This is a genomic window from Billgrantia campisalis (assembly GCF_022341425.1).
In the GTDB taxonomy this organism is placed as follows: Bacteria; Pseudomonadota; Gammaproteobacteria; order Pseudomonadales; family Halomonadaceae; genus Halomonas; species Halomonas campisalis.
Window position 1 is genome coordinate 12,684 of record NZ_JABFUC010000015.1, and the last position, 24,118, is coordinate 36,801.

Below are 24,118 nucleotides of genomic sequence, written 5' to 3' on the forward strand. Positions count from 1 at the left end.
TCTGGCTTAGGCTCTGTGTCTGTGTCCATTAAGCAAGAAGTATTCCACTTGCAGCTTCGGTGGCGTCTTCCGCCGCTTTTGGCAGGCCTTCGACGAGGAAAATCGCTGAGCCGTCGCGCTGCAAGCGGCTTCCCGGCACCGGCCTGGTGCATGGGGCTCTCGCTCGTGCCTGCTTATGGTGCGTAGCAGCATCGCGGGCGACCAAAGGGCCCCTGTGATCTGTGCCATCTCGCTGAAAGTGTCAGGTTATTCACGGTATGGCATGCATTCTGCTTGATACGTGTCAGGTGAATTTCGACAGGGCGCCACGTTGTGTGCCCGAACGGCAACGACGCCCGCCAATACGCCCCCTCTCAACACGACCCCGGGGAGCGTTGGCGGGCGTCGTCGTTTCGAGAGCGTTCCAGAGGAGATCGACATGCACGAGGCCCGAACCACCTGCCCCTACTGCGGCGTTGGCTGTGGCGTAACGGCCTGCGTCGACAACGACGAGATCGTCGAGGTGCAGGGCGACCCGGAGCATCCCGCCAACTTCGGCCGGCTGTGTGTGAAGGGCTCGGCTCTGCATGAGACGCTGGGTCACCATGGTCGATTGACCCGGCCCATCGTCGACGGCGTCGAGACCGACTGGGCCACGGCGCTGGAGACGGTGGCCAAGCGCCTGACCGAAGTACGCGAGGCGCAGGGGCCGAAGGCCCTGGCCGCCTACCTCTCCGGGCAGCTGCTCACCGAGGACTATTACGTCGCCAACAAGCTGTTCAAGGGCTTTCTCGGCACGCCGCACCTGGATACCAACTCGCGGCTGTGCATGGCCTCGGCGGTGGCCGCCTACAAGCGGGCCTTCGGCGCCGACGCCGTACCCTGTCGCTACGAGGATATCGAGGAGGCCGAGGTGGTGGTGCTGGTAGGGTCGAACCTGGCCTGGAACCACCCGGTGCTCTATCAGCGTCTGAGGACCGCCAAGCAGCGCAATCCGCTGCTGCGGGTGGTGGTGATCGACCCCCGGGTGACCGATACCTGCGAGATCGCCGATCTCTATCTGGGCGTGAAACCGGGCAGCGATGCGCGCCTGTTCAACGGCTTGCTGGCCTGGATGGCCGAGCGTGACAGGCTGGATCGGGTCTATCTGGAGCGGCACACCAAGGGGTTTGAAGAGGCGCTGGCCGCGGCTCGCGAAGGCGACGGTTCGCTCGAGGCCATCGCCGCCGACTGCGACCTGGACCCGGAGCGGCTGGAGACCTTCTTCTACTGGTTCGCCAGCCACCTGCATGTGGTGACCCTCTACTCCCAGGGCATCAACCAGTCCTCCAGCGGCACCGACAAATGCAACGCCATCATCAACTGCCACCTGGCCGGCGGCAAGCTGGGGGTGCCCGGTGCCGGGCCCTTCTCGATCACCGGCCAGCCCAACGCCATGGGCGGGCGTGAGGTGGGGGGGCTGGCCAACCAGCTGGCTGCCCATATGGACTACGATACGCCCGGCGCGCGGGACCGGGTGGCCCGCTTCTGGGCCACCGATGGCCTGACGCCCGAGTTGCCCCAGGGGCCGGGCCACAAGGCCATCGAACTGTTCGAGGCGATCGAGCGCGGCGAGGTGCAGGCGCTGTGGATCATGGCCACCAACCCGGCGGTGAGCCTGCCGGAGGCCAACCGGGTGCGTGCAGCGCTCGAGGCGTGCCCGCTGGTGATCGTCTCGGAGTGCATGGCCGACACCGACCTGCTGCGCTATGCCGATATCGTGCTGCCGGCCTCGAGCTGGTCCGAGAAGGACGGTACCGTGACCAACTCCGAACGATGCATCTCGCGCCAGCGCGGCCTCTTGCCGCCACCGGGGGAAGCCCGCCACGACTGGTGGATCATCACCGAGGTGGCCAGGCGGCTCGGCTTCGGCGAAGCCTTCGCCTACGCACATCCCGGCGAGATCTTCGATGAACACGCCCGGCTCTCCGGCTTCGAGAACGCGGGTGACACCCCGGACGAGGGGCGGCGACTGTTCGATATCTCCGGGCTGGCCGGGCTGGACCGCGCCGCCTATGATGCCCTGGCGCCGATCCAGTGGCCGGTGACCGCCGCCGCCCCCCGCGGGACGCCGCGGCTGTTCGAGGACGCTCGCTTCGCCACCCCGGACGGCCGGGCGCGGCTGGTCCCGGTGCGCCCTCGGGGGCCCGAGCAGGTGCTGTCCGAAGCGCGGCCGCTGCGTCTTAATACCGGCCGGGTGCGCGACCAGTGGCACACCATGACCCGCACCGCTCGCTCACCGCGGCTGATGAACCACCGGGCCGAGCCGTTTATCGAGATCGCCCCGGAGGATGCCCAGGCCTATGGTGTCGATGACCAGCAGCTGGCGCGGCTCGTCGGCGCCGGCGGCGGCGAGTATCGGGGACGGGTGCGGCTCTCCAAGGGGCAGCGCCGCGGCGAGGTGTTCGTGCCCATGCACTGGAGCGATCGCTTCAGCGGGGCCGCACGCATGGGCGGCCTGCTGGCGGCCCACCTCGACCCCGTCTCCGGCCAGCCGGAGTCCAAGCACGGCGCGGTGGGGCTCGAGCCGCTGGCCCCAGGCTGGGAGGCCACGCTGCTGGTCGCCGAGGCGCTGGACGATCAGGCGCCATGGCGGGAGGGCGTCGACTACTGGGCACGCGTTCCCCTGGCCCAGTGTCAGCGCTGGCAGCTGGCCGGCGGCGAGCCGGGGCAGGTGCCGGAATGGCTGGCCTGGCTGGAGGCCACGCTGCCGGTGGCACCCACCCTCTGGTGCACCGACCCGTCCAGCGGACGGCTGCGCGCCGCGGGCCTCGATGCCCAGGGACGCCTGCGCTGGTGGTTCATGTCGGGGCCGCCCAGGGAGCTGCCCAACCTGGCCTGGCTCGCCGAGCGCTTCGGCGAGGCCGCCAGCGGCGATACCCTAGCCACCGAGCATCGCCGTCGGCTGCTGGCCGGCTGTGACGACGGCGCCGTGGACACAGGCCCGGTGGTCTGCAGTTGCCATCAGGTGGGTCAGCGCTGCATTCTCGAGGCTATCCGCGGCGGCGACGGCAGCGTCGAGGCGCTGGGGGCCCGGCTCGCCTGCGGCACCCAGTGCGGCAGCTGCATTCCCGAGCTGAAATCGCTTATCGAAGAGGAGAAGGTCCATGCGCGCGCTGAGCCAGCTCAAGACCCTGCTGTCGCCTGAGCGTTTCCAGGTGCAGTCCCCGAAAGCGCTGGGGCAGGCTGCCCTGTCGCGCCTGCACGGCCTTGGCCATATCGTGCGCTCGCCGTTCGGCGGCGCGCGCCGCACCCCGGCACCCACCGTAACCCTGGACGGCGAGTGTCGCCCCGGCTGCGTCTATCTGGTGGGGGCGGGCAGCGGCGATGTGGAGCTGCTCACGCTCAAGGCCGCGCGCCTGCTGCAGCAGGCCGATGCGGTGGTCTACGACCGCCTGGTGGGCGACGATGTGCTGGCACTGATTCCCGTCGGCCGCGAACGCTACTACGTGGGCAAGGAGCGCGGCCACCACAGCGTGCCCCAGGCCGAGATCGGTGCGCTGCTGGTCAAGCTGGCCGGGCAGGGCAAGTCGGTGGTGCGGCTCAAGGGCGGCGACCCGGGCGTGTTCGGGCGCCTGGGCGAGGAGCTTGCCGCCCTGGCCGAGGCCGGTGTGGAGGCCGAGATCGTGCCGGGGATCACCGCCGCCTCGGCTGCTGCCGCCGGCATGGGCATTCCGCTCACCGATCGTGCCCACGCCCAGCAGCTGCGCTTTATCACCGCGCAGCTGTGCCGCCAGGACGGCGAACCCGACTGGGCCACCCTGGCGCGCCAGGATGAAACGCTGATCTTCTACATGGGACTGACCAAGGTCGATGCCATCTGCCGTGGGTTGCGCCATGCCGGTTTGCCCGACGACTGGCCGATCATGCTGGTGGCCAATGCCAGCCTGCCCGAGCAGGCGTCGCTGGTGGGCACCCTGGCCGACATGCCCGGAAAGCTAGCCGCCTCGCCGCTGCCGTCGCCGTGCCTGATCGTGGTGGGCAGCGTGGTGCGCATGGTGGAGCAGCGCCCGGCGGCCCTGCAGACAGCGCTTGGGCAAGAAGGAGAAGCGCCACTCTGAGGCGTGTCATCCCGCAGTCAGGACCGTGGCCACGGCGTCTCAGCCGCCAGCGTCGGCTGTCGGCTGGTTAGCAGATCCTCGAAGCGGCAGGGGCGATGCACGCCATTGCCCTGAACGTAGTCCACGCCCATCTCCTCGAGCAGTGCCAGCGCCTCCCGGGTTTCCACGTACTCCGCGACGACGGTCTTGTTTAGGGTCCGGCCGATCTCGTTGATGGCGCGCACCATGGCCAGGTCGGTCTCGTCGTTGGCGATGTTGCGCACGAAGGTGCCGTCGATCTTGAGGCAGTCCACCGGCAGCCGGCGCAGGTAGCCGAACGAGGAGAGTCCGGTGCCGAAGTCGTCCAGGGCGAAGCTGCAGCCCCGCTCGCCAAGCCGCGTCATGAAGGCGGCCACATCGAGCAGGTTGCGGGCAGCAGCGGTCTCGGTGATCTCGAAGCAGAGTTTCTCGGCGGGCAGGGCGTAGCGGTCGAGCAAGCCGATGACGAAGTCCTGAAAGTCCTCGTGATCGAAGGAGCGTCCCGAGAGGTTGATATGGCAGGCCTCCAGGGCCGCCAGGTGGTCGGGGTGCGCCGCCAGCTGGCGGCAGACCTGCTCGATCACCCAGCGGTCGATCTGGTGGGCCATCCCGAAACGCTCGGCGGCCGGGAGAAAGGCGGCGGGAAGCACCGTGTTGCCCTCTTCGTCGAGCAGTCGCACCAGGACCTCGTAACGTAGCGAGGCTGGCCGCTTGAGGGAGACCAGACGCTGGGTGTCCAGATACAGGCGCTGTTCATGCAGGGCGGCACGAAGGCGGCTCAGCCAGGCCATCTCGCCGCGTCGCTCGGCCAGTTGCTGGTCGTTATCGCGCAGCAGGTAGACGCGGTTGCGTCCCTGCTCCTTGGCCAGGTAGCAGGCGATATCCGCCGCCTGTAGCAGGTGGCCGGGGTCGAGGCTCTCGGCATCGACCAGCACCACGCCGATGCTGCAGCCGGCGTTGAAGGAGGCGCCTTCCCAGTGGAAGCGGGTATTGGCCACGGCGGAGCGCAGCTTCTCGGTGACCTCGCGTGCCCCCTCCAGATCGCAATCGGCGAGGATGATGGCAAACTCGTCGCCGCCGAGGCGGGCCAGCAGGTCGCCTTCGCGTAGCTGGCGATGCAGGGTGTCGGCAATCTGGCGCAGGAACTGGTCGCCGGCCACGTGCCCCGCGGTATCGTTGACCACCTTGAACTGATCGAGATCCACGAAGCACAGCGCATGAACGGACTCCTCGGTCCGTGCTTGGCGCAGTACCTCCGCCACGCTGCGTTCGAAGGCGCGGCGGTTGTAGAGGCCGGTGAGGGGGTCGTGGTTGGCCTCGTGCTGGAGCTTGGCGGAGAGGCGGCGCGGCTCGGACACATCCTCGAGGATGGCCACATGGCAAGCCCCCAGGTCGTCGTCATTGCGGATCTTCGACACCGTCAGCTTGCCCCATACGGTGTCGCCGTCCCCGCAAAGCAGCCGGTGCTCGATGGTATAGCTGTCTAGCTCACCGCTGTTGATGCGACGCTGTTCCTGGCGGCCGATCTCCTGGTCATCGGGATGCACCAGGTCCGGGTAGCGCTGGCCGACCAGTCGGGCCCGCGGGTAGCGAAGAATCTGGCACAGGGCCTGGTTGACGTCGAGCAGGTGGCCCTTGCCATCCACCTGGGCCATGCCCACCGCGGCCTGCTCGAAGGTGGCCCGGAAGGTGCGTTCGGCGGCGGTCAGCGCCCGGGTCAGGCGCCAGGTCAGCAGCCAGGCGATCAGCACCAGCACCAGCAGGAAGAGCACGCTGGCGGCGGTCAGCAGCTGTGCCAGCCAGCGGGCGGCGTCGGCGATGGCCAGGCGAAAGGCCGCGCTGAGCGGTGTGAGCGCCTGGTCGACCTCATGGAGGCGCACGCGCAGCGCCGCCAGTCGAGCCGGCGAGGGAGCGCTTGACTCCCATTCGGCCTCCAGACGGTCGGCCAGGCTTGCGAGCTCGAGAATGTAGGGATCGGAATCCCGCCAGACCGCCACGGCCTCGCGGAAGTAGGGGGCGGTGGCGAAGTGGCGGAACAGCCGGATCATGTTGGGGATATCGTCGGGGTGGTTGCGCCCCTGCAAGAGACCGTCGCGAGCCGCCTCTCGGTCCAGCTCGGCTGCCTCCATGGCTCGCCGCGCCTGGAGATCGCCGAGTGGGATTTCCAGCCACTCCCGCGCCTGCGCCAGTGCGGCGCTGTCGTCACTTTGCGCATAGCGGTCGAGATGCTGAACCGTGGAGACCTGGGCCCGCGACCAGATGCTCTCGCCGCTGACATAGGCGGACGCCGCCGCCTGCATCTGCACCACCACCACGTTGAAGCCGGTGGCCAGCGCGGCCAGCAGCAGCAGACCCGCGATCAGCGAGAACATCTTCAAGCGCTGTGGATCCCTACCGCGATCACGCGCCTTTCGCCATTGCATCGCAGCCTCGCAGAGTGGGGAGGAGGGGGGCGGTGGCCTCCGTACTGCTTTCACCATAGCAACCGGGGCCTGAGCGAAGGGCCTGAGGATTCAACGCTGATCTCAGGAGTGTCGAGACGCTGCTGTTCGCCTTGCCTGATCGTTATCCTGCGTGCCAGCCGAGGGGCTAGCCGTCGTGGCGCTCCTTTGCCTGGTCGCGGACCTTGAGCATGGCCGCCTTGCGGAAGGCCTGTTGGACCACCAGACGCAGCTCGTCGTCGTCCCAGGGCTTGGTGAGGAACTTGTCGACGGCGCCCTCGTTGATGGCGGCCGTTACCGACTTGAGGTCGGTATAGCCGGACAGCACGATCTGGATGGTCTGGGGGTAGAGCTCGGTGACCCGCCCAAGGAACTCGGTGCCGCTCATTTCCGGCATGCGCTGGTCGCTGATGATCACCTGTACCTCCTCGGTGGCCAGCACCTCGAAGGCCTGCTGAGCGGTCTCGGCGGTGAAGATACGGTAGCCGTCGCGGCGCAGCGTGCGTGTCAGAGCGCGCAGGATATTGGCCTCGTCGTCGAGTAGCAGCAGCGTCTGGCTGCCGGCGTCGCCGTTCTGGCGCGCCTGCTGCAGTCGCTGGGTAGCCTGGTACTCGCGCAGGAAGCCCTCCAGTTCGGCCAGCGGCATGGGACGGGCGAAGTGATAGCCCTGGAAAGCATCGCAGAGGTGTTTCTTCAGGTAGGCGAACTGGGCCTGGGTCTCGACCCCCTCGGCGACCACCCTGAGCTGCAGCGGTCCGGCCATGGAGAGAATGCCCTGCACGATGGCGGCATCGCGATGGTCGCTGATCACCTCGCGCACGAAGGAGCGGTCGATCTTGATCTTGTCGATGGGCAGCTGCTTCAAGTAGCTGAGACTGGAAAAACCGGTGCCGAAGTCGTCGATGGCGATGTGGATGCCTCGGCGGCGCAACTCGTGGAGGCTGTCGATGGCGCTCTCGGAGCTGTCCATCAGCACCCCCTCGGTGAGCTCGAGTTCCAGCAGCCTGGGGGGCAGCTGAGAGGCCTCCAGGGCCTCGAAGACGCTATCGAGGAAGTGCGGGCGATGGAACTGCATGGGCGAGACGTTGACTGCCATCAGGAAGTCGCCCAGACCCAGGCCGTTGAGGTGGACGCTATCGCGGCAGGCGGTGTTGAGCACCCAGTGGCTGATCGGAATGATCTGGCCGGTATCTTCTGCCAGGCCGATGAAGTCGATGGGCGAGATATAGCCGCGCTGCGGATGACGCCAGCGAATCAGCGCCTCGAAGCCGATGATCGCGCCGGTGGCGCCATCGACCTGGGGCTGGTAGTAGAGTTCGAACTGCTGTTCGTCGATGGCGCGCTGCAGGGCATTGCGCATCGCGACGCGCTCGCTCACCTTGTGGTTGAGGTCTCGGGTGTACCACTGGTAGGTGTTGCGCCCCTGGCGCTTGGCCTTGTACATCGCCAGGTCCGCCTGCTGGATGAGGCGCGCGGGCTGACTGATCTCGCCCTCTCCCATGGCGATGCCGATGCTGGCGGTGAGCCGCAGCTCGCCGCTGCCGTCGTGGTAGGGGCGGGCGATGCTGTCGAGCAGCCGCTCGACGACGGCCAGCACATCGTCTTGGCGGGCCAGGTCGGGAAGCAGGACCACGAACTCGTCGCCCCCGAAGCGCGCCACGGTGTCGCCAGGCCGGACTCCCTGCTCCAGCCGCCTTGCCACCTCGACCAGGATACGGTCGCCGAGCTCGTGCCCCAGGGTATCGTTGATCGGCTTGAACTCGTCCAGGTCGACGAACAGCACGGCCAGGCTGCGTTCGTAGCGGCGGGCGAACTGGCAGCTCTGCACCAGCCGGTCTTCCAGCAGCGCCCGGTTGGGCAGGCCGGTGAGGGCGTCGTGGCTGGCGTGGTGGGCCAGCTGCGATTCGTACTCGCGCTGGGTGGAAATATCGCTCTGCACCCCGATGAAGTGGGTTACCTCGCCTCTGTCGTCCTGCACCGGGGAGATATAGAGGTCGTTCCAGAAGGGGCTGCCGTCCTTGCGGTAGTTGAGCAGGGTAACGTGCAGCTTGCGCCGGGCCTGGAGCGCCTGGCGGATGGCCTGCCGTGTGCCGGGATCGGTGTTACTGCCCTGTAGAAAGCGGCAGTTGCGACCCATGACTTCATCCCTGGTGTAACCGGTGATCTGCTCGAAGGCGGCATTGACATAGATGATCGGCAGCTCCGGCTGGCGGGCATCGGCGATCACCACGCCGTTGACGCTGGCCTCGACGCTGCGCTCCAGGATGCGCAGCTGTTGATCGGCGGCCTTGCGCTCGTTGATGTTCTGGAAATAGACGGCCAGCCCCTCGTCGGTAGGGTAGGCGTGCACCTCCACCCAGAGATCGAGACGCGGATTGTACTCTTCGAAGGCGACGCTGATGCCCTCGGCCATGGCCCGCCGATACTCCGACTCGAAGAGGGTGCCGAGGGCCTCGGGGAAGGCCTCCCAGACGTTCTGGCCCAGCAGGCGGTCGCGCCGGTGGCGAAGCAATTTTTCCGCCTCGCGGTTGAGGTAGGTGAAGCGCCACTGGGTATCGAGGGTGAAGAAGCCGTCGGTGATGCTCTCCAGGGTGTTGGTCAGCCGCTCGGCGAGCTGCGAGACCTCAAGCTGTAGGCGCCGGTACTCGGTGATGTCCTGGGTGGAGCCCTGAGCGCGGATGATTCGGCCCTGGTCGTTGCGTACCGCCTCGCCGATCACCCGCACCGTGCGCTGTCGCCCCTTGGCGGTGATGATCTCGAACTCCTCGTCGAACGGCTCCCCTCGGTGAGTGCAGCGCTCGAAGGCCCGTAGCATCCGATTCCGGCAGTCGGGGGTGTAGTAGGCGATGGTGTCTTCCAGGGTGGGCTGGAAGCCGGGCGGCTCGTCGTGAATGCTGCACAGCTCGTCCGACCAGATCGGCATGCCCTCGTCGAGGTCGATATACCAGCCGCCGATCTGGGCGGTACGCCCGGCGATCTGGAACAGCCGCTGATCGTGCAGGCGCTGCATTTCGTTCTGCTTGCGCTGGGTGATGTCGCGGGCCACCACATAGATGACCTCCTCCTCGCCGAGGTCGGCGTTGATCTCTACCCAGTGCAGGTGGCCACGGGTATCGGTGATTCTCGCCTCCAGTTGCTGGACGCGCTGCCCTCCGGCCAGCTGCTGGATGGCAGCGTTGATCAGCGCGTGGTCGTCCACGACGATCAGTTCGCTGTAGTGATGACCCACCAGTGCATCGGGAGCATAGCCCAACTGCTGCTGGAAGGCCGGATTCACCTGCAGGAATCGCCCTTCCAGGTTCATGCGACAGAACAGCTCCAGCGACAGGGTGAAGAACTGGTCACGCTGCTGCATGGCCTTGCGCAGCGCCCGCTGGTTGGCATCGAGGTGGCGTCGGCGCTGGTTCGACAGCTGATAGAGTTCCTGGCGGGTCATCAGCAGGAAGGCGAGCAGCAACCCGCTCATCAGCAGGCCGCTGGGCAGCAGGGCACTTTGCATCATCTGGCGCCGGGGCAGCAGCACGGAGAGGGTCCAGGAGGTCTCGCCCGGCAGCGCGATCTCGGCGCGGCTGACAGGATTCAGGCGGTCGGTGGCGACCTCCGGATGGCTGGAGAAGAGCAGGCTGCCGCTCTGGCTCAGCTGGATGACGTACTGGCCGGTATAGGGGGCCTCACGGCTGAGCAGGGTGGGAATGTCCAAGCTGGTGAGCAGCCAGTGGCCAGGCCGGTCGGGCAGTGCCAGCGGCAGCGCCAGCAGGTTTCGACGTTCGCCATGGGGGCCCTCGATGAGGGGGCTTAGCCGCTCTTGGCCGCCCTGTTCGCGGCTGGCAAGCCAGCCGGTGAGGGCGGGCTTGCCCAGGGTCTCGTCGAGCCAGGCGGCATCGATGCCAGGGTGTCGGGACTCCAGGCGCCAAGTGGTCAAGGTGTTGTCCAGCAGGGCAATGAAACCCAGCGAGGGGTAGTCGTCGAGGTAGCTGTTCAGTTCGTGCTGCCAGAGGGGCGCCTCCGGGAGTCGGCCGAGGGCCTCCCAGCGTCCGACCTGACGATGCATCAGCCGGATGCGCTCGGCCAGGGTGCGCTGGATGGCGGTTTCGATCTGGGCGATGGCGACTTCACCGCCCCGATCGAGGCGCTCCAGGCTCTGACTGCTGAGCAGATACCAGCCGCTCACCGAAAGCAGTGCCCCAAGCGCGCCGGCGGCAATCGACCGGGGGGAGGGCGGAGCAGCGGGCTGTCGGTCGGGGTGTGCCAGATGGGCCAGCGTCAGGCCGGTGCCGACAATCACCAGGCCGGCGATACCCGCCGTGTGGTAGTGGGTAAAGAGGGCCTCGGACAGCCCGGTGAGCCAGCCGGTGAGCAGGAACAGGCCGCCCACCAGGGCGACCCCCCTGCCCAGCCAGCGGCAGAGGCCCAGTGATCGAGGGGTGTGAAGGCCCAGCAGCAGCAGGCCCATGGCCAGCAGGGCGAACAGCAGCGCCATGGCATGGGGCATGCTGGTGTCGGCCGGGAGCCAGGGGCTGGCCGAAGTGGTGGCCAGCAGCGCCGCGGCGGCAGCGCCGGCGAGCCGCCGGCGGCCGTGCAGCGACAACAGCAGGGCGAGGCCCAGCAGCGCCGTGGCCAGCCCGCCGTCGGGATGGATCAGCGAGCGAGAGGCGGCCGAGAAGGCCTGCAGCCAGCCGTCCAGCAGGGCGATGGCCCCGATCGCCAGGCAGGTTATCGCCACCAGGTAGGAGAGGGTGCTATGCGTCAGAGACTTCGTTGACATGAGATTAGGGGTTGCGCTCGGACTGGGCGAGGTGGGGCTCGGCGTTGGCCGCCTCGGGCGGGTGGACCAGCAGGGAGAGCTGGGTGTCTTCCAGCTCCTCCAGGCGGATCAGCTTGTCGATCAGCTGGCGGGTCAATGCCTTGCCCTGGTTCAACAGCAGCATGCCGCTCGGCGAGTGCAGGTCCTGGGCCAGGGTCATATCCGGCTCCAGCTTGCGGGGCGGCAGCGACAGCACCTTCTTGCCGGCGAGCCCCAGGTCGGGGGCCTGCTCGATGCACAGGGCCACGAAGGACTTGCACAGGGCGGGGTCGTAGACCCGTCCCGAGAACTTGCGCAGCAGGTCCAGGGCATCCTGGCGCGGCACCTTGCGCGGCAGGATCATGCCGCGCTGCAGCTCGATGAAGTCCACTGCCAGGGCCAGCAGGCGGGCGCCGTAAGGAATCGCCTCCCCCTGCAGATGATCGGGATAACCGCTGCCGTTCCAGCGCTCGCGGTGGTGGCGAATGAGCCGTGCGGCTCCCTGGAGGGGCTCGAGGGTCATCAGCAGGCCCTCGCCGGTTTCGGGATAGTGCCGGTAGGCGGTCTGCTCCCTGGCAAAGAGTCGCTGCGCCGGGGTGCTGAGCAGGTGGTCGTCCCAGGTCAGCTTGCCCAGGTTATAGAGGGCCGCGGCCATCATCAGCTCACGCTGCAACTCTTCTTCCAGGCCGTGGGTTTCGGCAAAGGCCTTGATCAGATCGCCGACCTGGGCGTTGGTCTGCAGGTGGCGGGGCAGGCGCTGGTTGAGCAGCGAGGAGAAGACCTGGGTGGCGGTGACATAGCTGTGTTTGAGGTCGCCGTAGGCGGCATCGAGCATGTCGGCGACCTGCTGAAGCTCCTGGGTGCGGGCGGCCACGCGGGCTTCGAGGTTGGCGTTGAGCTCGACCAGTTCGCGGTTCTGGGCCTGGGTCAGGGCTTCCAGGCGCTGCTGTTCGCGCTTGGCCTGCTGGTGCGCCAGGGCCTGGCGGATCGTCAGGCGCAGCTCGTCGTCGTCCCAGGGTTTGGCGATGAAGTGGTAGATGTGGCCCTCATTGATGGCCCGTACGGTGGCCTTCAGGTCGGCCCGACCGGTGAGCAGCATGCGCAGGCAGTCGGGCCAGCGCCGCTGGATATGGCCGAGCAGCTCGGCGCCGTCCATGCCAGGCATCAGGGAGTCCGATACCACCAGGTCGACGGACTCCGTGTCCAGCAGCGCCAGCGCCTGTTCGCCATCGGCGGCGGTGAGCAGACGATAGTGCTCGCGGCGCAGCGCCCGTTTCAGTGCCGAGAGCACATGGGGCTCATCATCGACCAGCAGCAGCGTGGCGGTGGGGCGTTCCTGGGGGGCGTCGTGCTCCTGCATGCTGTCTCCCTGGGCATCGCTCGGCCCGCGCTGAATAAGAAAAACTGCATATTACTAGGTGTATCGGCCAAACGTTGCCGGGCTTAAGGCCTACCTTGGGACTAGGGTCGGCGGGTTAAAGATGCGCCAGTACGGCGTCAACGCTGCTCTGGTCGACCACCCCGCGCTCGGTATCCACACCGAGGAAGCGGACCACGCCGTCCTCGGCGACCAGCGCATAGCGCAGGCTGCGCATGCCCATGCCGGCGGCATGGCGGTCGTTCTCCATGCCGATGGCACGGGTGAAGTCGGCATTGCCGTCGGCCAGCATCAGGATCGACTGGGCGTTCTGGCTCTGCTGCCAGGCACGCATCACAAAGGCGTCGTTGACCGACAGGCAGGCCAGGACGTCGACGCCCCGGGCCAAGAGCACATCGGCCTTGACCACGAAGCCGGGCAGATGGGTCTCGGAACAGGACGGGGTGAAGGCGCCGGGCACAGCGAAGAGTACCACCCGCTTGCCGGCGAACAGCTCGCCGGTGGTGACCTCCGCGATGCCATCAGCGCCGTGGGATTTGAGGGAAACGTCGGGCAGGGTGTCACCAACGGAGAGGGGCATCGGCAGGTTCCTGGTCGATCGGGCCGGAGTGGCTCTCTCCCAGCCTACTGCAATGCCGCCGCCGGTCCAACAATGCTGCCGTCAACTCCCCTTGTAGGCCTCGAACACCTGCTGGCCGGTCAGGTCCTGGGTCTGGTTGGCGAAGGTGTAGAACTCCGGCTTCTCGTCGATGAAGATCTGGGTGTCGAAGGTCCAGGCCTGGCCGTTGTCCACCAGCCCCACCGGCACGGCGTAGTGGTTGCCGGTCTTCAGCCGGTAGAAGAGGTGGGTGCCGCAGCGCCGGCAGAAGGCGCGCTCGGCCCAGTCGGAAGAGGGGTAGATGGTGACGTTGTCCTCACCCTCGATCTCCACTCGGGCCACCGACTCCAGCGCCAGCAGCGGGCCACCGCCCCAGGTGCGGCACATGCGGCAGTGGCAGGCGCCGAGATTCTGCTTGCGGGCCTCCACGGCCAGGCTGACGGCGCCGCACAGGCAGCTGCCTCTTGCCGTCATGGCATCCTTCATGGTCTCTCCTCCTTTGGGTACTTGGTTGATGTTGATCGTCAGCGGCTCTCCTGGGAGAGAAACGCCGGCGCATGGAAAGCGGCGGCGGTGTCGACTTCCGCCAGGCCGCGGGTGCCGGGCTCCGGTGAGGGAGCACCGGCCAGCACCTCGAGCACCGTTCTGACCCCGCGTGACAGCGACAGCAGGTGGTAGCCGCCCTCGAGCACGAAGACCAACTGCCCCTTGCAGTGCCGCTGTGCCAGCTCCTGGAGCAGGCCGGTCATGGCCGCAAAGCCGTCGTAGGAGACGTTGAGGGCCAGGTCGAAGCTGTGGGGGTCAAAGCCCGCCGAGACCAGGATCAGGTCCGGCTGGAACCAGTCCGTGGCGGGCAGCAAAATCTCGTGAAAGGCCTTGAGGTAGGCCCGGTCGCCGGCCCCCGCCGGCATGGGCACATTGATGGTGGTGCCTTCCCCCAGCCCCACGCCAACCTCTTCGAGTTTGCCGGTGCCGGGGTAGAAGGGGGGCGCGCGGTGGATATCAAAGAGCATCACGTCGGGGTCGGCCCAGAAGATGTCCTGGGTTCCGTTGGCGTGATGGGCGTCCCAGTCGACGATCAGCACACGCTCGCAGCCGAGCTCGGCCCTGGCATGGGCCGCCGCCACCGCCACGTTGTTGAACAGGCAGAAGCCGCGGGCGCGAACCGGTTCGGCGTGATGGCCGGGCGGCCGGACCAGGGCGAAGGCGCTCTGGGTTCGCCCCTGGACGACGGCTTCTACCGCGGCGATGGCGGTGCCGGCGGCGACTTCCGCCGCTTCGACGCTGCCGGGGGAGACCGCGGTGGTATCCATGTCCAGCCAGGCGTTCTCGCCGCGCAGTTCGTAGACATGGTCCAGATAGGAGCTGGTATGCACTCGTCCCAGCTGCTCGCGGGTGGCGGCCCGGCCGCTTTCGAATAGCAGCCCGGGGACCGGTTCGAGTTCGAGTAGCTGTCGAATCGCGGTCAGTCGCCCGGCATGTTCCGGATAGACCCAGGGCACGTTCAGCGCCGAGAGCAGTTCACGGACACGCTTATCCATGCGCCCAGGAAGGAAGGGCGCATCGCTATTCGGCTGGTGCGCCAACATGCGCTCATCGAAGAAGGCGATCACGCGAGTCTGGTCGGCCATCGGTAGTGCTCCCTGAAGTTCTCGGCGGGCCGGGGAGTCGCCCCGGCGCATGTCCGCCGTCCTGTCGAAGGATAGTCGCCAGGGCGTGAGGCTGCCTTCTTGCCTCGCTGCTTGCCGCCTGGTTTGGGGTGGTGGGCGCCAACGCAAGGCCGCCGCCCGTAAGGGGCGGCGGCCGGTTGCGCCATGAGTCTGGCCTGGTGTCGCCAGCGGATGGGCTCAGCGCAGCGACAGGGCGCCGGCGCCGGTGTCATCGCCCACGGCATCCTGGTAGGCCTTGGCCTCTTCGGCTTCGGTTTCATCGGAGAAGCGCACCAGCAGGGCGCAGGAGGCCAGCACCAGCACGGTCAGACCCAGGTAGAAGAGCCCCTGCTGGTAGGTGATGGCTTCGGAGCGGAAGAGGAAAGCGGCCGCCACGGCGCCCACGTTGCCCCCGGCGCCGACGATGCCGGCCACGGCCCCCAGGGCCTTCTTGTTGATGAAGGGCACCACGCCGTAGGTCGCACCCTCGGCCATCTGCACGAAGAGGCTGAACACCAGCATGATGCCGATGGCGTAGGAGAGCACGTGCATCTGCGAGAAGGCGACCAGGGCGATGCCCTCGCAGATCAGGGCGATGAACAGCCAGCGCACCCGGCCCTTGAGGCCGCCCTGCTTGGCGAAAAGGTCTGAGAAGATGCCGCCCATGGTGCGGGCGAAGATGTTCATCAGGCCGAACAGCCCGGCGATCAGGCCGGCGGTGGCGAGTGTCAGGTCGAAGTGGTCGAAGAAGTAGATGGCGGCAATGTTGTTGATGGTCAGCTCCACGCCGAAGCAGATGGCGTAGACCACGAACAGTGCCCAGACGCGAATGTCCTTGGCGGCGGCCATGAAGGTCTGGCCGGCACCGCTGTCACCGTTGGCCTCCGGCAGTTCGCCCCGGGCGCGCAGCTCATCGAAGTTGCCGTTGGGAGCGTCCTGGGTGAACAGCCAGTAGCCGATGCCGGTGGCGAACATCACCACACCCGGTACCACCATGGCCAGCCGCCAGCCCAATGTCTCGCTGACCCCCAGCATCAGCAGGCCCGAGAAGATCAGCGGCATCAGGATCTGGGTGGTGCCGCCGCCGAGGTTGCCCCAGCCCGCGCTGGTGGCGTTGGCGGTGCCCACCACGTTGGGGGCGAACATCATGGTGGTGTGGTACTGGGTGATCACGAAGGCGGCGCCGATGGCGCCAATGGCCAGGCGGGCCAGCAGGAAGGTCTCGAAGCTGTTGGCAAACCCGATGCCCATCACCGGGATCGAGCCCAGCAGCAGCAGGCCGGAATAGGTTTTGCGCGGCCCGATGCGGTCGCAGAGTACGCCGATGGCCAGGCGCACGATGACCGTGATCAGCACCGAGGCAATGATGGTATTGCCGATCTGGGTCTGGGTCAGGTTGAGGTCCTCACGGACCACCGCCATGAGCGGGGCGATGCCGAACCAGCCAAAGAAGCAGATATGGAAGGCGAACCACGAGAAGTGGAAGGCGCGCATCTGGGGGGTGCTGAAATTCAACAGGCGAATCCTGTTGGCCTTGTTGAGAATTTCCATGGGAACAAACTCCTGCTGTGACGATTACATGAACGTGTCCTTCAGCGTTGAAGGTCAGGTTCGACGCACTCGTACTCCGGGGAGCCTGGTCCACGCCTACCAATGTTTGATATGCATCAAGCAAGGTGCTTGCCGGAATTTTTTTTTATTTTAAATATCAGGTATTTATTATCTTTAAGAGGGTGGGGAGGGGCGCCCCGTCCGGCTCGGAGGGGGGCGAGATGGTGCGGTGCAAAAGGGTCATGCCCCGTCATGGTGCCGCCGCAAGTGCGGCGGCGGTAGGCATCACTGCATGGCCAGCTGGCGGGATTCGCGCTGACAGTCCAGGAAGGCGGAGCTATTCAGCCACTGCTGGTCGGGGTAGTAGACGAACAGGTACTGCTCCTCCTTGATGCTGTCGATCAGCGGGTAGGTGACCTCCTGGCGTACCGCGGGGCAGCCGTGGCTGCGCCCGAGCCGGCCGGTCTGCTCGATGAAGGCGTCGCTGACGTAGTCGGCGCCGTGGATGACGATGGCGCGCTGGTAGGCCAGATCGTTGATGCCGGCTTCCAGTCCTTCCAGGCGCAGCGAATAGCCGTTGCGTCCGTAGTAGGTGTTCATGGTGCGAAACAGCCCCAGGCTCGACTGGTAGCTCTCCGGGGTGTTGGAGAACACCGTGGCCTCGGCGTCGCCGGACCCGCGGCCGTGGGAGACCAGCTCCTCGAACAGCAGTTCCTGCTCGGCGAGATCGAAGACCCACAGGCGCGGCTCGGTGGAGGGGCGGGAGTAGTCGATCACCGCCAGACGCTCGGCATCGGGCTCGGCGCAGGCCAGGGCGCGGGCGGCAAGCCCGAGCACCTGCTGGTCGGCCGCGGGAGCCAGACGTGTCAGCGTGTTGTCCAAGGTGTGCCGGGTGTGCTGGTCGGGGTGAAGCGCCTGGGCCAGGAAGTCATCGGCCAGCAGGCTGGGCGGTATCAACAGCAGGGAAGCTGCCAGGGTGGCAAGCGGCAAGGGAGAGAGCGGTCGCGTTCGAGGCATGGGAAACCTGTCGTGTTCAAGGGAGCTGGCCATGTCGGGCCATGCCGTAGGCGGCATGGCGCGGACACACGAAACGGGGCCCGCTTCCCTGTGGCCCCGTGGCAGCCACCATTATGAAGGCGAGGGCCGGGAAGGCTAGTTGAGCTATCAACGAAGCAGGAGGCGAATATGCGAGCATTTCTCGCTATGGGCACTGTCCTGGCCGTGCTGGTCGGGTTGCCCGGTACGGTGCTGGGCGACACGCCGTCGGCCGGCGACCGGGCCTCAGTGCCGGTAGCGGCCCAGATCGAGCGTCTGGTCGAGGATGCCGGCAGCGAGCTGCAGGCGTTCTATGCGCTGCGCGACCATCGCCCGGCGTGGCACGATCGCGAGACCGTGGCGGCCTTCGCCGCGGCGCTGCACACCCTGGATGGCGATGGCCTGCGGCCCGCGGATTATCGGCCGGACGCGCTGGTGGCCGGGCATCGACAGGCCGATGCCTCGGAGCAGCCGGGCGAGCAGGCGCGTTTCGACCTGCACGCCACCCGCATGCTGATGACCGCGCTCGAGCATCTCCAGCGAGGCAAGGTCGACCCCAGCGGGCTCGAGACTCACTGGGAGGTGCCCGTCGAGGCGCCCGCCCTCGACCCGGCGGCCATCTCCCGGGCCATCGATGGCCAGCGCTTCGAGCAGGCCTTTGCCGAGGCGCGACCCTCCTATGCCCCCTACGAGCGGCTGCGCACGGGGCTGGCCCGCTACCGCAACATCGAGCGGCTCGGCGGCTGGGAGCCCTTTCCCCAAGAGCCCCGTGTGCTGCGTCCGGGCGATGTGGATGACGCGGTGGTGCTGCTGCGCTCGCGGCTGGCGGTGATCGGCGAGCTGGAGGTGATGGCCGCCAACGTCGACGCCTTTCCGGAGGCGCGGCTCGAGACCCCCGACCTGCGGCGCTATGACACCACCCTGGAGGCGGCGGTGAAGCGCTTTCAGCGCCGTCACCTGCTGGAGGTGGACGGTATCGTCGGGCCCCAGACCCGCCGCGCCCTGAACGTGCCCGTGGAGGCGCGCATCGACCAGATCCGCGTCAACCTGGAGCGCTCCCGCTGGCTGCTCCACGGCCTGCCGGAGACCTTCGTGCTGGTGGATATCGCCGGCTACCAGCTGCGCTACTTTCGCCCCAATGGCGAAGTGTGGCGCTCGCGCATCGTGGTGGGGCGTCCCTATCGCCGCACCCCCTCGCTGCGCTCGGAGATCACCCACATGACCGTCAATCCGAGCTGGACGATTCCTCCCACCATCCGGCGCAACGACGTGCTGCCCGAGGTGCGCCGCGACCTCGGCTACCTGTGGCGCGAGCGGATCCAGGTGCTCAGCCCCTCGGGGCAGCCGCTCGACCCCTGGGAGGTGGACTGGGACAATCCCGGCAACGTTGTGCTGCGTCAGGCGCCAGGGCCGCACAATGCCCTGGGCAAGGTGGCGATCCGCTTCCCCAACGATCACATGGTCTATCTCCACGATACCCCGTCCCAGGGGCTCTTTTCTCGCCAGCAGCGCGCCTTCAGCTCGGGCTGTATCCGGGTCGAGGGGGTGCTGGAGTTCGCCCAACTGCTGTTCGACGATACCGACAGCGGCCGGAATATCCACGGGCTGATCGAGGCCGGGCGCACGCGCAACGTCTCGCTGGGCGAGCCGGTGCCGGTGATCCTGCACTACTGGACGGTGAACCCTGACGAGGACGGCGAGCTGGCCTTCCGCCCCGATATCTACGAGCGGGACGAGGCGCTGCTGCGCGCCCTGGACCGCCCCCTGGCGCTGTAGGCGTTATTCATAGCCCTTGGCCTGCAGCCGGAAGAGCCGGGCATAGCGGCCGTTGGCGGCCAACAGCGCCTCGTGGTTGCCCTGCTCGATGATCTCGCCGCCGTCGATGACCAGGATATGGTCCGCGGCGCGCACCGTGGAGAAGCGGTGGGAGATCAGGATGGTCATCTTGTCGCGGCTGTGTTCGCGGAAGTCGGCGAATACCGCCGCCTCGGCGGCGGCGTCCATGGCCGCGGTGGGTTCGTCGAGCACCAGGATGTCGGCGCTCTCGCGCATGTAGGCCCGCGACAGGGCGATCTTCTGCCACTGACCGCCGGAAAGCTCCTGGCCGCCCTTGAACCAGCGCCCCAGCTGGGTGTGGTAGCCCCCCGGCATGTCGGCGATGAACTCCTCAGCCAGTCCGCGGCGGGCGGCCTCCTGCCAGCGCGCCTCGTCCTCGAAGGCGGCCACGTCGCCGGCGCCGAGGTTCTCGCCGACCTTCATCTGGTAGCGCACGAAGTCCTGGAAGATCACCCCGATGCGCCGGCGCAGGGTCTGAACGTCCCAGTCGCGCAGGTCGCTGCCGTCGAGCAGGATGCGCCCTTCGCTGGGCTCGTAGAGCCGCGTGAGCAGCTTGATCAGGGTGGTCTTGCCCGAGCCGTTGGCGCCCACCAGGGCCAGGCTCTCCCCCGGCTTCAGGTGCAGCGAGATGTCCGCCAGCGCCGGGGTCTCGGCGCCGGGGTAGGTGAAGCCGACGTGCTCGAAGCGGATGCCGTCGCCGGGGACGCTGCCTTGGGTGAGGGTGCCACGCTGGGGGGCCACCGGCTGCTCCAGGTACTCGTAGAGATTGGAGAGGTAGAGATTGTCCTCGTACATGCCGCTGATCGCGGTGAGGCTCGCCGACAGCGCCGACTGGCCCTGCTTGAAGACCATCAGGTACATGGTCATCTCGCCCAGGGTGAGCCGGCCGGTCACGGTCTCCGCCACCACCCAGGCGTAGGCGCCGTAGAAGGCCAGGGTGCCGAGCAGGCCGAGCAGAAAGCCCCAGGTCTCGCGGCGGATGGTCAGCCGGCGGTCCTCGGCGTAGAGGGTGTCGAAGATGTCGCGATAGCGGCCCAGCAGCAGCGGCTCCAGCCCGAACAGCTTGACCTCCTTGATGCTGTCCTCCCGGGCCAGCACCGTCTCCAGGTACATCTGCATGCGGGTCTGGGGCGAGCGCCAGCGGAACAGCCGGAAGGCATCGCCGGAGAACTTGGCCTCGGAGAAAAACACCGGCAGCGCGCCGATCACCAGGATCAGGATCGCCCAGGGCGAGAACTGCACCAGCAGCACGCCGAAGCTGATCAGCGAGATGGCGTTCTGGGCCAGCCCGAAGGTCTTGTTGACCAGCCCCAGCGGGCGGATCGAGGCCTCGCGGCGGGCCCGGGTCAGCTTGTCGTAGAACTCCGAATCCTCGAACTGGGCCAGCGTCAGGGTGCCGGCCTTCTCGAGGATCATCACGTTGACCTTCTGGCCGAGCAGGGCGCGCAGCAGCGACTGCTGGGCCGAGAGGCCGCGCTGGGCCATGGCGATCAGCGCGATCACCCCGGCCTCGGCCAGCACATAGCGCAGCACCGGCCAGGCGGTGGCAAAGCTGAGGGCCTCGCCGGTTTCCCGGTGGTAGGCCATGGCCTCGACCACCGAGTCGACGATCAGCTGGCCGATCCACGCCGCCACCGCCGGCAGCACCCCGGCCACCAGGGTGCAGACGGCGAGCCCCAGGGTGAGCGGCCGCGAGGTCTGCCACACCAGGGTCAGCGCCCGCCGGCTGTAGCGGAACACCCCGAAGAAGGCGCTCAGGCGGTTGCCATCGGGGGGCGGGGTGGGGATGGCTCGGCGCATATGGGGCGAGGACAAGCGGGCTCTCCGAGGCGTTTAGCGAAGCGGGCGCCGAACGCGCCGACGCCCCGCTGGCGTGCGGGGCGTCGGCAGGTGGGGCGAGCGGCGGCCTCAGCCCTCGTCGTCGTCGGAGCGCTCGGCGGTGCTGGCTACCACCGGCCCGGTTTCGCCGCTCTCCAGCACCGCCAGCAGCGGTTCGGCCTCACGCTGGAAGGCCATCAGCTTCTCACCGGAGAGGCTGGTGTTCTCCGGTAGATCCACGGTCATTGGGTTGACCTGGCTGTTGCTGACCAGCACCTCGTAGTGCAGGTGGGGGCCGGTACTGCGACCGGTGTTGCCGGAGAGCGCGATGCGCTCGCCCATCTCGACCCGGTCGCCGCGGCTGACCAGCGGGCGCGACAGGTGCAGGTAGCGGGTCTGGTAGCCGTTGTCGTGGCGGATGACCACGTAGCGGCCGGCCACCGGATGGTTGGCGACCTTCTCCACGCGACCGTCGGCCGGGGCGATGATCGGCGTGCCGATGGGCATGGCGAAGTCGGTGCCGCGATGGGGGCTCACCCGGCCGGTGACCGGGTGCTTGCGGCGCGGATTGAACGACGAGCTGATGCGGTAGCTGCCCTCGAAAGGGTAGCGGGCGAAGGCCGGGTCGAGGCTCTCCCCTTCGGGGGTGTAGAAGTTGTTGTCGGCGCTGTTGCGCACCACGGTCAGGTTCATGCGCGCGCCCTCGTACTGGATCGCCAGCACTCGGGAGTCGAAGCTTAGACCGTCGATGATGTCGGATTCGATCAGCACCTGAAACTGATCGCCGCGACGGGTATCGCGGCGAAAATCGAGCTTTTTCTCCAGCAAGCGGGCGACCTGGGCGACCTCGGTGCTGGACAGGCCGGTGGCCTGGGCCGAGCGGGCGAAGCTGCCGCTGACGCTGCCGGCGAACAGCCGCTGGGTGGCCTCGCCGGCGCGCTCGATGCTGGCCACCTCGAACTGTTCCTCGTCACGTTCGACCCGCACCCCTTCCCGGGCGTTCTTCATCATCTGAAGCTTGAGCAGGCGCCCGGTTTCATCGAGCTGGTACTCGAACTGGTTGCCGACCCGCCAGTGGGTCAGCAGGCGCTGGTCGGGCAGGCTCTCAAGCAGCCGTATGGCCTCGCTGTAGCCCAGGCCGAGCCGATTCTGGGCCAGCACCGCGAAGGTGTCGCCGGACTGCACGGTATAGGTTTCCCATTCCGGTACGAAGGCCTCGGTGGCGGCGAGCTCCTGTTCGAAGACGATGGGGCCATCGTCTAACAGGCCGAGTTCCTCGTCGGGAATGTCCTCGTAGGAGGTGGCGTCGGCGACCAGCGCTTCGTCGAGCGGGTCGTCGTCCAGCAGCCCGCTGGCCAGGGTGCCGAGCACCAGTGCCATATGCAGCGCGCCGGGATCGAGGATCTCCGCTGGGGCGATAGGCTCCACGGCCGCGGCATCGGCGGTGAGGGGGGCGGCGGCCAGCGACGCGGGTGGCGCGGTGGCGGCGTCTTCGGCCTTGCCCGGTGTGCCGAGATCGACGATTTCAGTGGGGCGAAGCTGGGAAAGCGGGATGGTGTTGCGGGTGGCGTCGAGGGTCTGGGTGGCGATCTCCAGAGCATCGGCGACCGGGAAACGCTCGGAGTTCAGTGACGGCAGCCCAGGCTGGCTTTCGGGCGACAGGGGCAACAATAGAGTGTCGGCGGTTTGTGGCTGTCGCTGAGAATCTTCGACGAGGGTGACGATCTTGTGTGCGCCCAGCACAGTGACCATGGTGGCGACCGGTAACAGCAGCAATTTATGCGTGCGGGGCAGCGAATGGAGGATTCGCAACATGGGTAAGGGCCATATTAAAAATAAATGAAAAAAGCAAAAAAAGGCAGTGGAACCTTAACCCATGACATATGGCCTGCCTAGTCTGTATATCCATACAGAAAGCCACGCCTCGCCGGGACCTCGAGGGCCTGACGGGGCGTGGCGTTTGGCGTCATAGCCGTCGAACGCTGTTCCTTAATCTCTCCATAGTGAACGCGAACGGCGTTCGAAATTCAACCCGTATCGATGCCGGCGGCGTTAGCCGCTGGTAAAGGTGCCGTTACGATAGTCGCTCAGGGCCTGTTCGATCTCACGCATGTCGTTCATCACGAAGGGGCCGTAGTGGGCGATGGGCTCGCGATGCGGGGTGCCGGCGAGCAGCAGCGCCTGGCCGCCACCGGCACTGGTCAACGCCAGGGTCTGGCCGTCGCCAAGCCGGCCCAGCTCGCCGGCACCGAGGCGCTCGCCGGCGATCTCGAGCTCACCCTCGAAGACATAGACGGCGAGGGTGTCGTCGCTTGCCGCCAGCGTCATCTCGCCGCCGGCCTCGAGGCGCAGGTGTCCGATGGCGGCGTTGCCGGCCAGGGCGTCCAGGGGGCCGTTCACGGCGTCGCCTTCGGGGATCTGCCAGCGGCCGCCCAGCGCGATCAGCTCGGCGCCCGCCGCGTGCAGGTGCGGCATCTCGACGCCGCGCACGTCCCGGTAGGTGGCCGGGCTCAGCTTGTCCTTCGCCGCCAGGTTGATCCACAGCTGGAAGCCGTGCAGGCCGTGGCTGTCGGTGAGCGGCATCTCGGAGTGGATGATGCCGCGGCCGGTGTGCATCCACTGGGCGTCGCCGGCGCGGATGGTGCTGGAATGCCCAAGGTGGTCCTCGTGGGTCAGGCCGCCATGGAGCACATAGGTCAGCGTTTGCATGCCGCGGTGGGGGTGGGGCGGGAAGCCGCCGATATAGTCGTCGGGCCGGTCCGAGCCCAGCTCGTCGAGCATCAGGAAGGGGTCGAGGCCGCCGCCGAAGTCATGGATGCGCTTGATCTTGACACCGTCGCCGTCCTGGCTGGGCTGGCTGGTCAGGCGACGCTCGATATGGCGTAGCTGAGTGGAGGCTGTCATGGAATCCGTCCTCGGGTTCAGGGGATAT

14 protein-coding genes are annotated in these 24,118 nt (G+C 67.3%); 3 read left to right on the forward strand and 11 right to left on the reverse strand.

Features of this window, described 5'->3' with window-relative positions; translation table 11 throughout:
• Positions 1-418 precede the first annotated feature (418 nt).
• Positions 419-3,166 (forward strand): nitrate reductase, encoded by a 2,748-nt coding sequence (locus HOP52_RS16270; RefSeq protein WP_238978464.1) that lies wholly within the window; start codon positions 419-421, stop codon positions 3,164-3,166.
• Complete coding sequence (gene cobA / locus HOP52_RS16275; RefSeq protein WP_238978465.1) at positions 3,126-4,079, forward strand: uroporphyrinogen-III C-methyltransferase; 954 nt, start codon at positions 3,126-3,128, stop codon at positions 4,077-4,079. The genes HOP52_RS16270 and cobA overlap by 41 nt, the downstream gene beginning before the upstream one ends.
• A 17-nt stretch (positions 4,080-4,096) precedes the next feature.
• Here cobA and HOP52_RS16280 read toward each other — a convergent pair whose 3' ends face one another.
• The 8 genes from HOP52_RS16280 to HOP52_RS16315 form a co-directional block, all read right to left on the reverse strand.
• Positions 4,097-6,469 (reverse strand): putative bifunctional diguanylate cyclase/phosphodiesterase, encoded by a 2,373-nt coding sequence (locus tag HOP52_RS16280; protein WP_238978553.1) that lies wholly within the window; start codon positions 6,467-6,469, stop codon positions 4,097-4,099.
• A 217-nt stretch (positions 6,470-6,686) separates the two neighbouring features.
• The gene (locus HOP52_RS16285; protein ID WP_238978466.1) at positions 6,687-11,303 is read right to left on the reverse strand and encodes an EAL domain-containing protein; all 4,617 of its coding nucleotides are present in this window, start codon (positions 11,301-11,303) and stop codon (positions 6,687-6,689) included.
• 4 nt (positions 11,304-11,307) lie between these two features.
• The gene (gene nosR, locus HOP52_RS16290) at positions 11,308-12,681 is read right to left on the reverse strand and encodes a response regulator c-di-GMP phosphodiesterase, NosR family (protein WP_238978467.1); all 1,374 of its coding nucleotides are present in this window, start codon (positions 12,679-12,681) and stop codon (positions 11,308-11,310) included.
• 115 nt (positions 12,682-12,796) lie between these two features.
• Positions 12,797-13,279, reverse strand: a complete 483-nt coding sequence (locus HOP52_RS16295; protein ID WP_238978468.1) for a peroxiredoxin — start codon at positions 13,277-13,279, stop codon at positions 12,797-12,799.
• Between the two features lie 81 nt (positions 13,280-13,360).
• Complete coding sequence (locus HOP52_RS16300) at positions 13,361-13,783, reverse strand: GFA family protein (RefSeq protein WP_238978469.1); 423 nt, start codon at positions 13,781-13,783, stop codon at positions 13,361-13,363.
• Between the two features lie 38 nt (positions 13,784-13,821).
• The gene (locus tag HOP52_RS16305; RefSeq protein WP_238978470.1) at positions 13,822-14,928 is read right to left on the reverse strand and encodes a histone deacetylase family protein; all 1,107 of its coding nucleotides are present in this window, start codon (positions 14,926-14,928) and stop codon (positions 13,822-13,824) included.
• A 216-nt stretch (positions 14,929-15,144) separates the two neighbouring features.
• Positions 15,145-16,497, reverse strand: coding sequence for an MFS transporter (locus HOP52_RS16310; protein WP_238978471.1), 1,353 nt, complete (start codon positions 16,495-16,497; stop codon positions 15,145-15,147).
• A 285-nt stretch (positions 16,498-16,782) separates the two neighbouring features.
• Positions 16,783-17,514: a murein L,D-transpeptidase catalytic domain family protein gene (locus HOP52_RS16315; protein WP_238978472.1), complete on the reverse strand. Its 732-nt coding sequence runs from the start codon at positions 17,512-17,514 to the stop codon at positions 16,783-16,785.
• Between the two features lie 168 nt (positions 17,515-17,682).
• On the opposite strand from HOP52_RS16315, the gene HOP52_RS16320 reads away from it, so the two are divergent.
• Complete coding sequence (locus tag HOP52_RS16320) at positions 17,683-19,308, forward strand: L,D-transpeptidase family protein (protein WP_238978473.1); 1,626 nt, start codon at positions 17,683-17,685, stop codon at positions 19,306-19,308.
• A 3-nt stretch (positions 19,309-19,311) separates the two neighbouring features.
• Here the strand turns inward: HOP52_RS16320 and HOP52_RS16325 are convergent, their stop codons facing one another.
• The 3 genes from HOP52_RS16325 to HOP52_RS16335 all read right to left on the reverse strand — a co-directional run bounded on the left by HOP52_RS16325 (position 19,312) and on the right by HOP52_RS16335 (position 24,090).
• Positions 19,312-21,168 carry an ABC transporter ATP-binding protein gene (locus HOP52_RS16325; protein WP_238978554.1) on the reverse strand — a complete coding sequence of 619 codons (1,857 nt, stop codon included), beginning with the start codon at positions 21,166-21,168 and terminating at the stop codon, positions 19,312-19,314.
• A gap of 108 nt (positions 21,169-21,276) precedes the next feature.
• On the reverse strand, positions 21,277-23,001 hold the full coding sequence (locus tag HOP52_RS16330) for a peptidoglycan DD-metalloendopeptidase family protein (RefSeq protein ID WP_238978474.1): 1,725 nt from the start codon (positions 22,999-23,001) through the stop codon (positions 21,277-21,279).
• A 237-nt stretch (positions 23,002-23,238) separates the two neighbouring features.
• On the reverse strand, positions 23,239-24,090 hold the full coding sequence (locus HOP52_RS16335) for a pirin family protein (RefSeq protein ID WP_238978475.1): 852 nt from the start codon (positions 24,088-24,090) through the stop codon (positions 23,239-23,241).
• Positions 24,091-24,118: the final 28 nt, after the last annotated feature.

Bases quoted from the DNA above. Each gene is read 5' to 3' on its own strand.
- HOP52_RS16310 (WP_238978471.1), bottom strand. From the start codon at position 16,497: ATGGAAATTCTCAACAAGGCCAACAGGATTCGCCTGTTGAATTTCAGC.
- HOP52_RS16325 (WP_238978554.1), bottom strand. From the start codon at position 21,168: ATGCGCCGAGCCATCCCCACCCCGCCCCCCGATGGCAACCGCCTGAGC.
- HOP52_RS16270 (WP_238978464.1), top strand. From the start codon at position 419: ATGCACGAGGCCCGAACCACCTGCCCCTACTGCGGCGTTGGCTGTGGC.
- HOP52_RS16335 (WP_238978475.1), bottom strand. From the start codon at position 24,090: ATGACAGCCTCCACTCAGCTACGCCATATCGAGCGTCGCCTGACCAGC.
- HOP52_RS16315 (WP_238978472.1), bottom strand. From the start codon at position 17,514: ATGCCTCGAACGCGACCGCTCTCTCCCTTGCCGCTTGCCACCCTGGCA.
- HOP52_RS16280 (WP_238978553.1), bottom strand. From the start codon at position 6,469: ATGTTCTCGCTGATCGCGGGTCTGCTGCTGCTGGCCGCGCTGGCCACC.
- cobA (WP_238978465.1), top strand. From the start codon at position 3,126: ATGCGCGCGCTGAGCCAGCTCAAGACCCTGCTGTCGCCTGAGCGTTTC.
- HOP52_RS16320 (WP_238978473.1), top strand. From the start codon at position 17,683: ATGCGAGCATTTCTCGCTATGGGCACTGTCCTGGCCGTGCTGGTCGGG.
- nosR (WP_238978467.1), bottom strand. From the start codon at position 12,681: ATGCAGGAGCACGACGCCCCCCAGGAACGCCCCACCGCCACGCTGCTG.
- HOP52_RS16300 (WP_238978469.1), bottom strand. From the start codon at position 13,783: ATGAAGGATGCCATGACGGCAAGAGGCAGCTGCCTGTGCGGCGCCGTC.
- HOP52_RS16305 (WP_238978470.1), bottom strand. From the start codon at position 14,928: ATGGCCGACCAGACTCGCGTGATCGCCTTCTTCGATGAGCGCATGTTG.
- HOP52_RS16330 (WP_238978474.1), bottom strand. From the start codon at position 23,001: ATGTTGCGAATCCTCCATTCGCTGCCCCGCACGCATAAATTGCTGCTG.
- HOP52_RS16285 (WP_238978466.1), bottom strand. From the start codon at position 11,303: ATGTCAACGAAGTCTCTGACGCATAGCACCCTCTCCTACCTGGTGGCG.
- HOP52_RS16295 (WP_238978468.1), bottom strand. From the start codon at position 13,279: ATGCCCCTCTCCGTTGGTGACACCCTGCCCGACGTTTCCCTCAAATCC.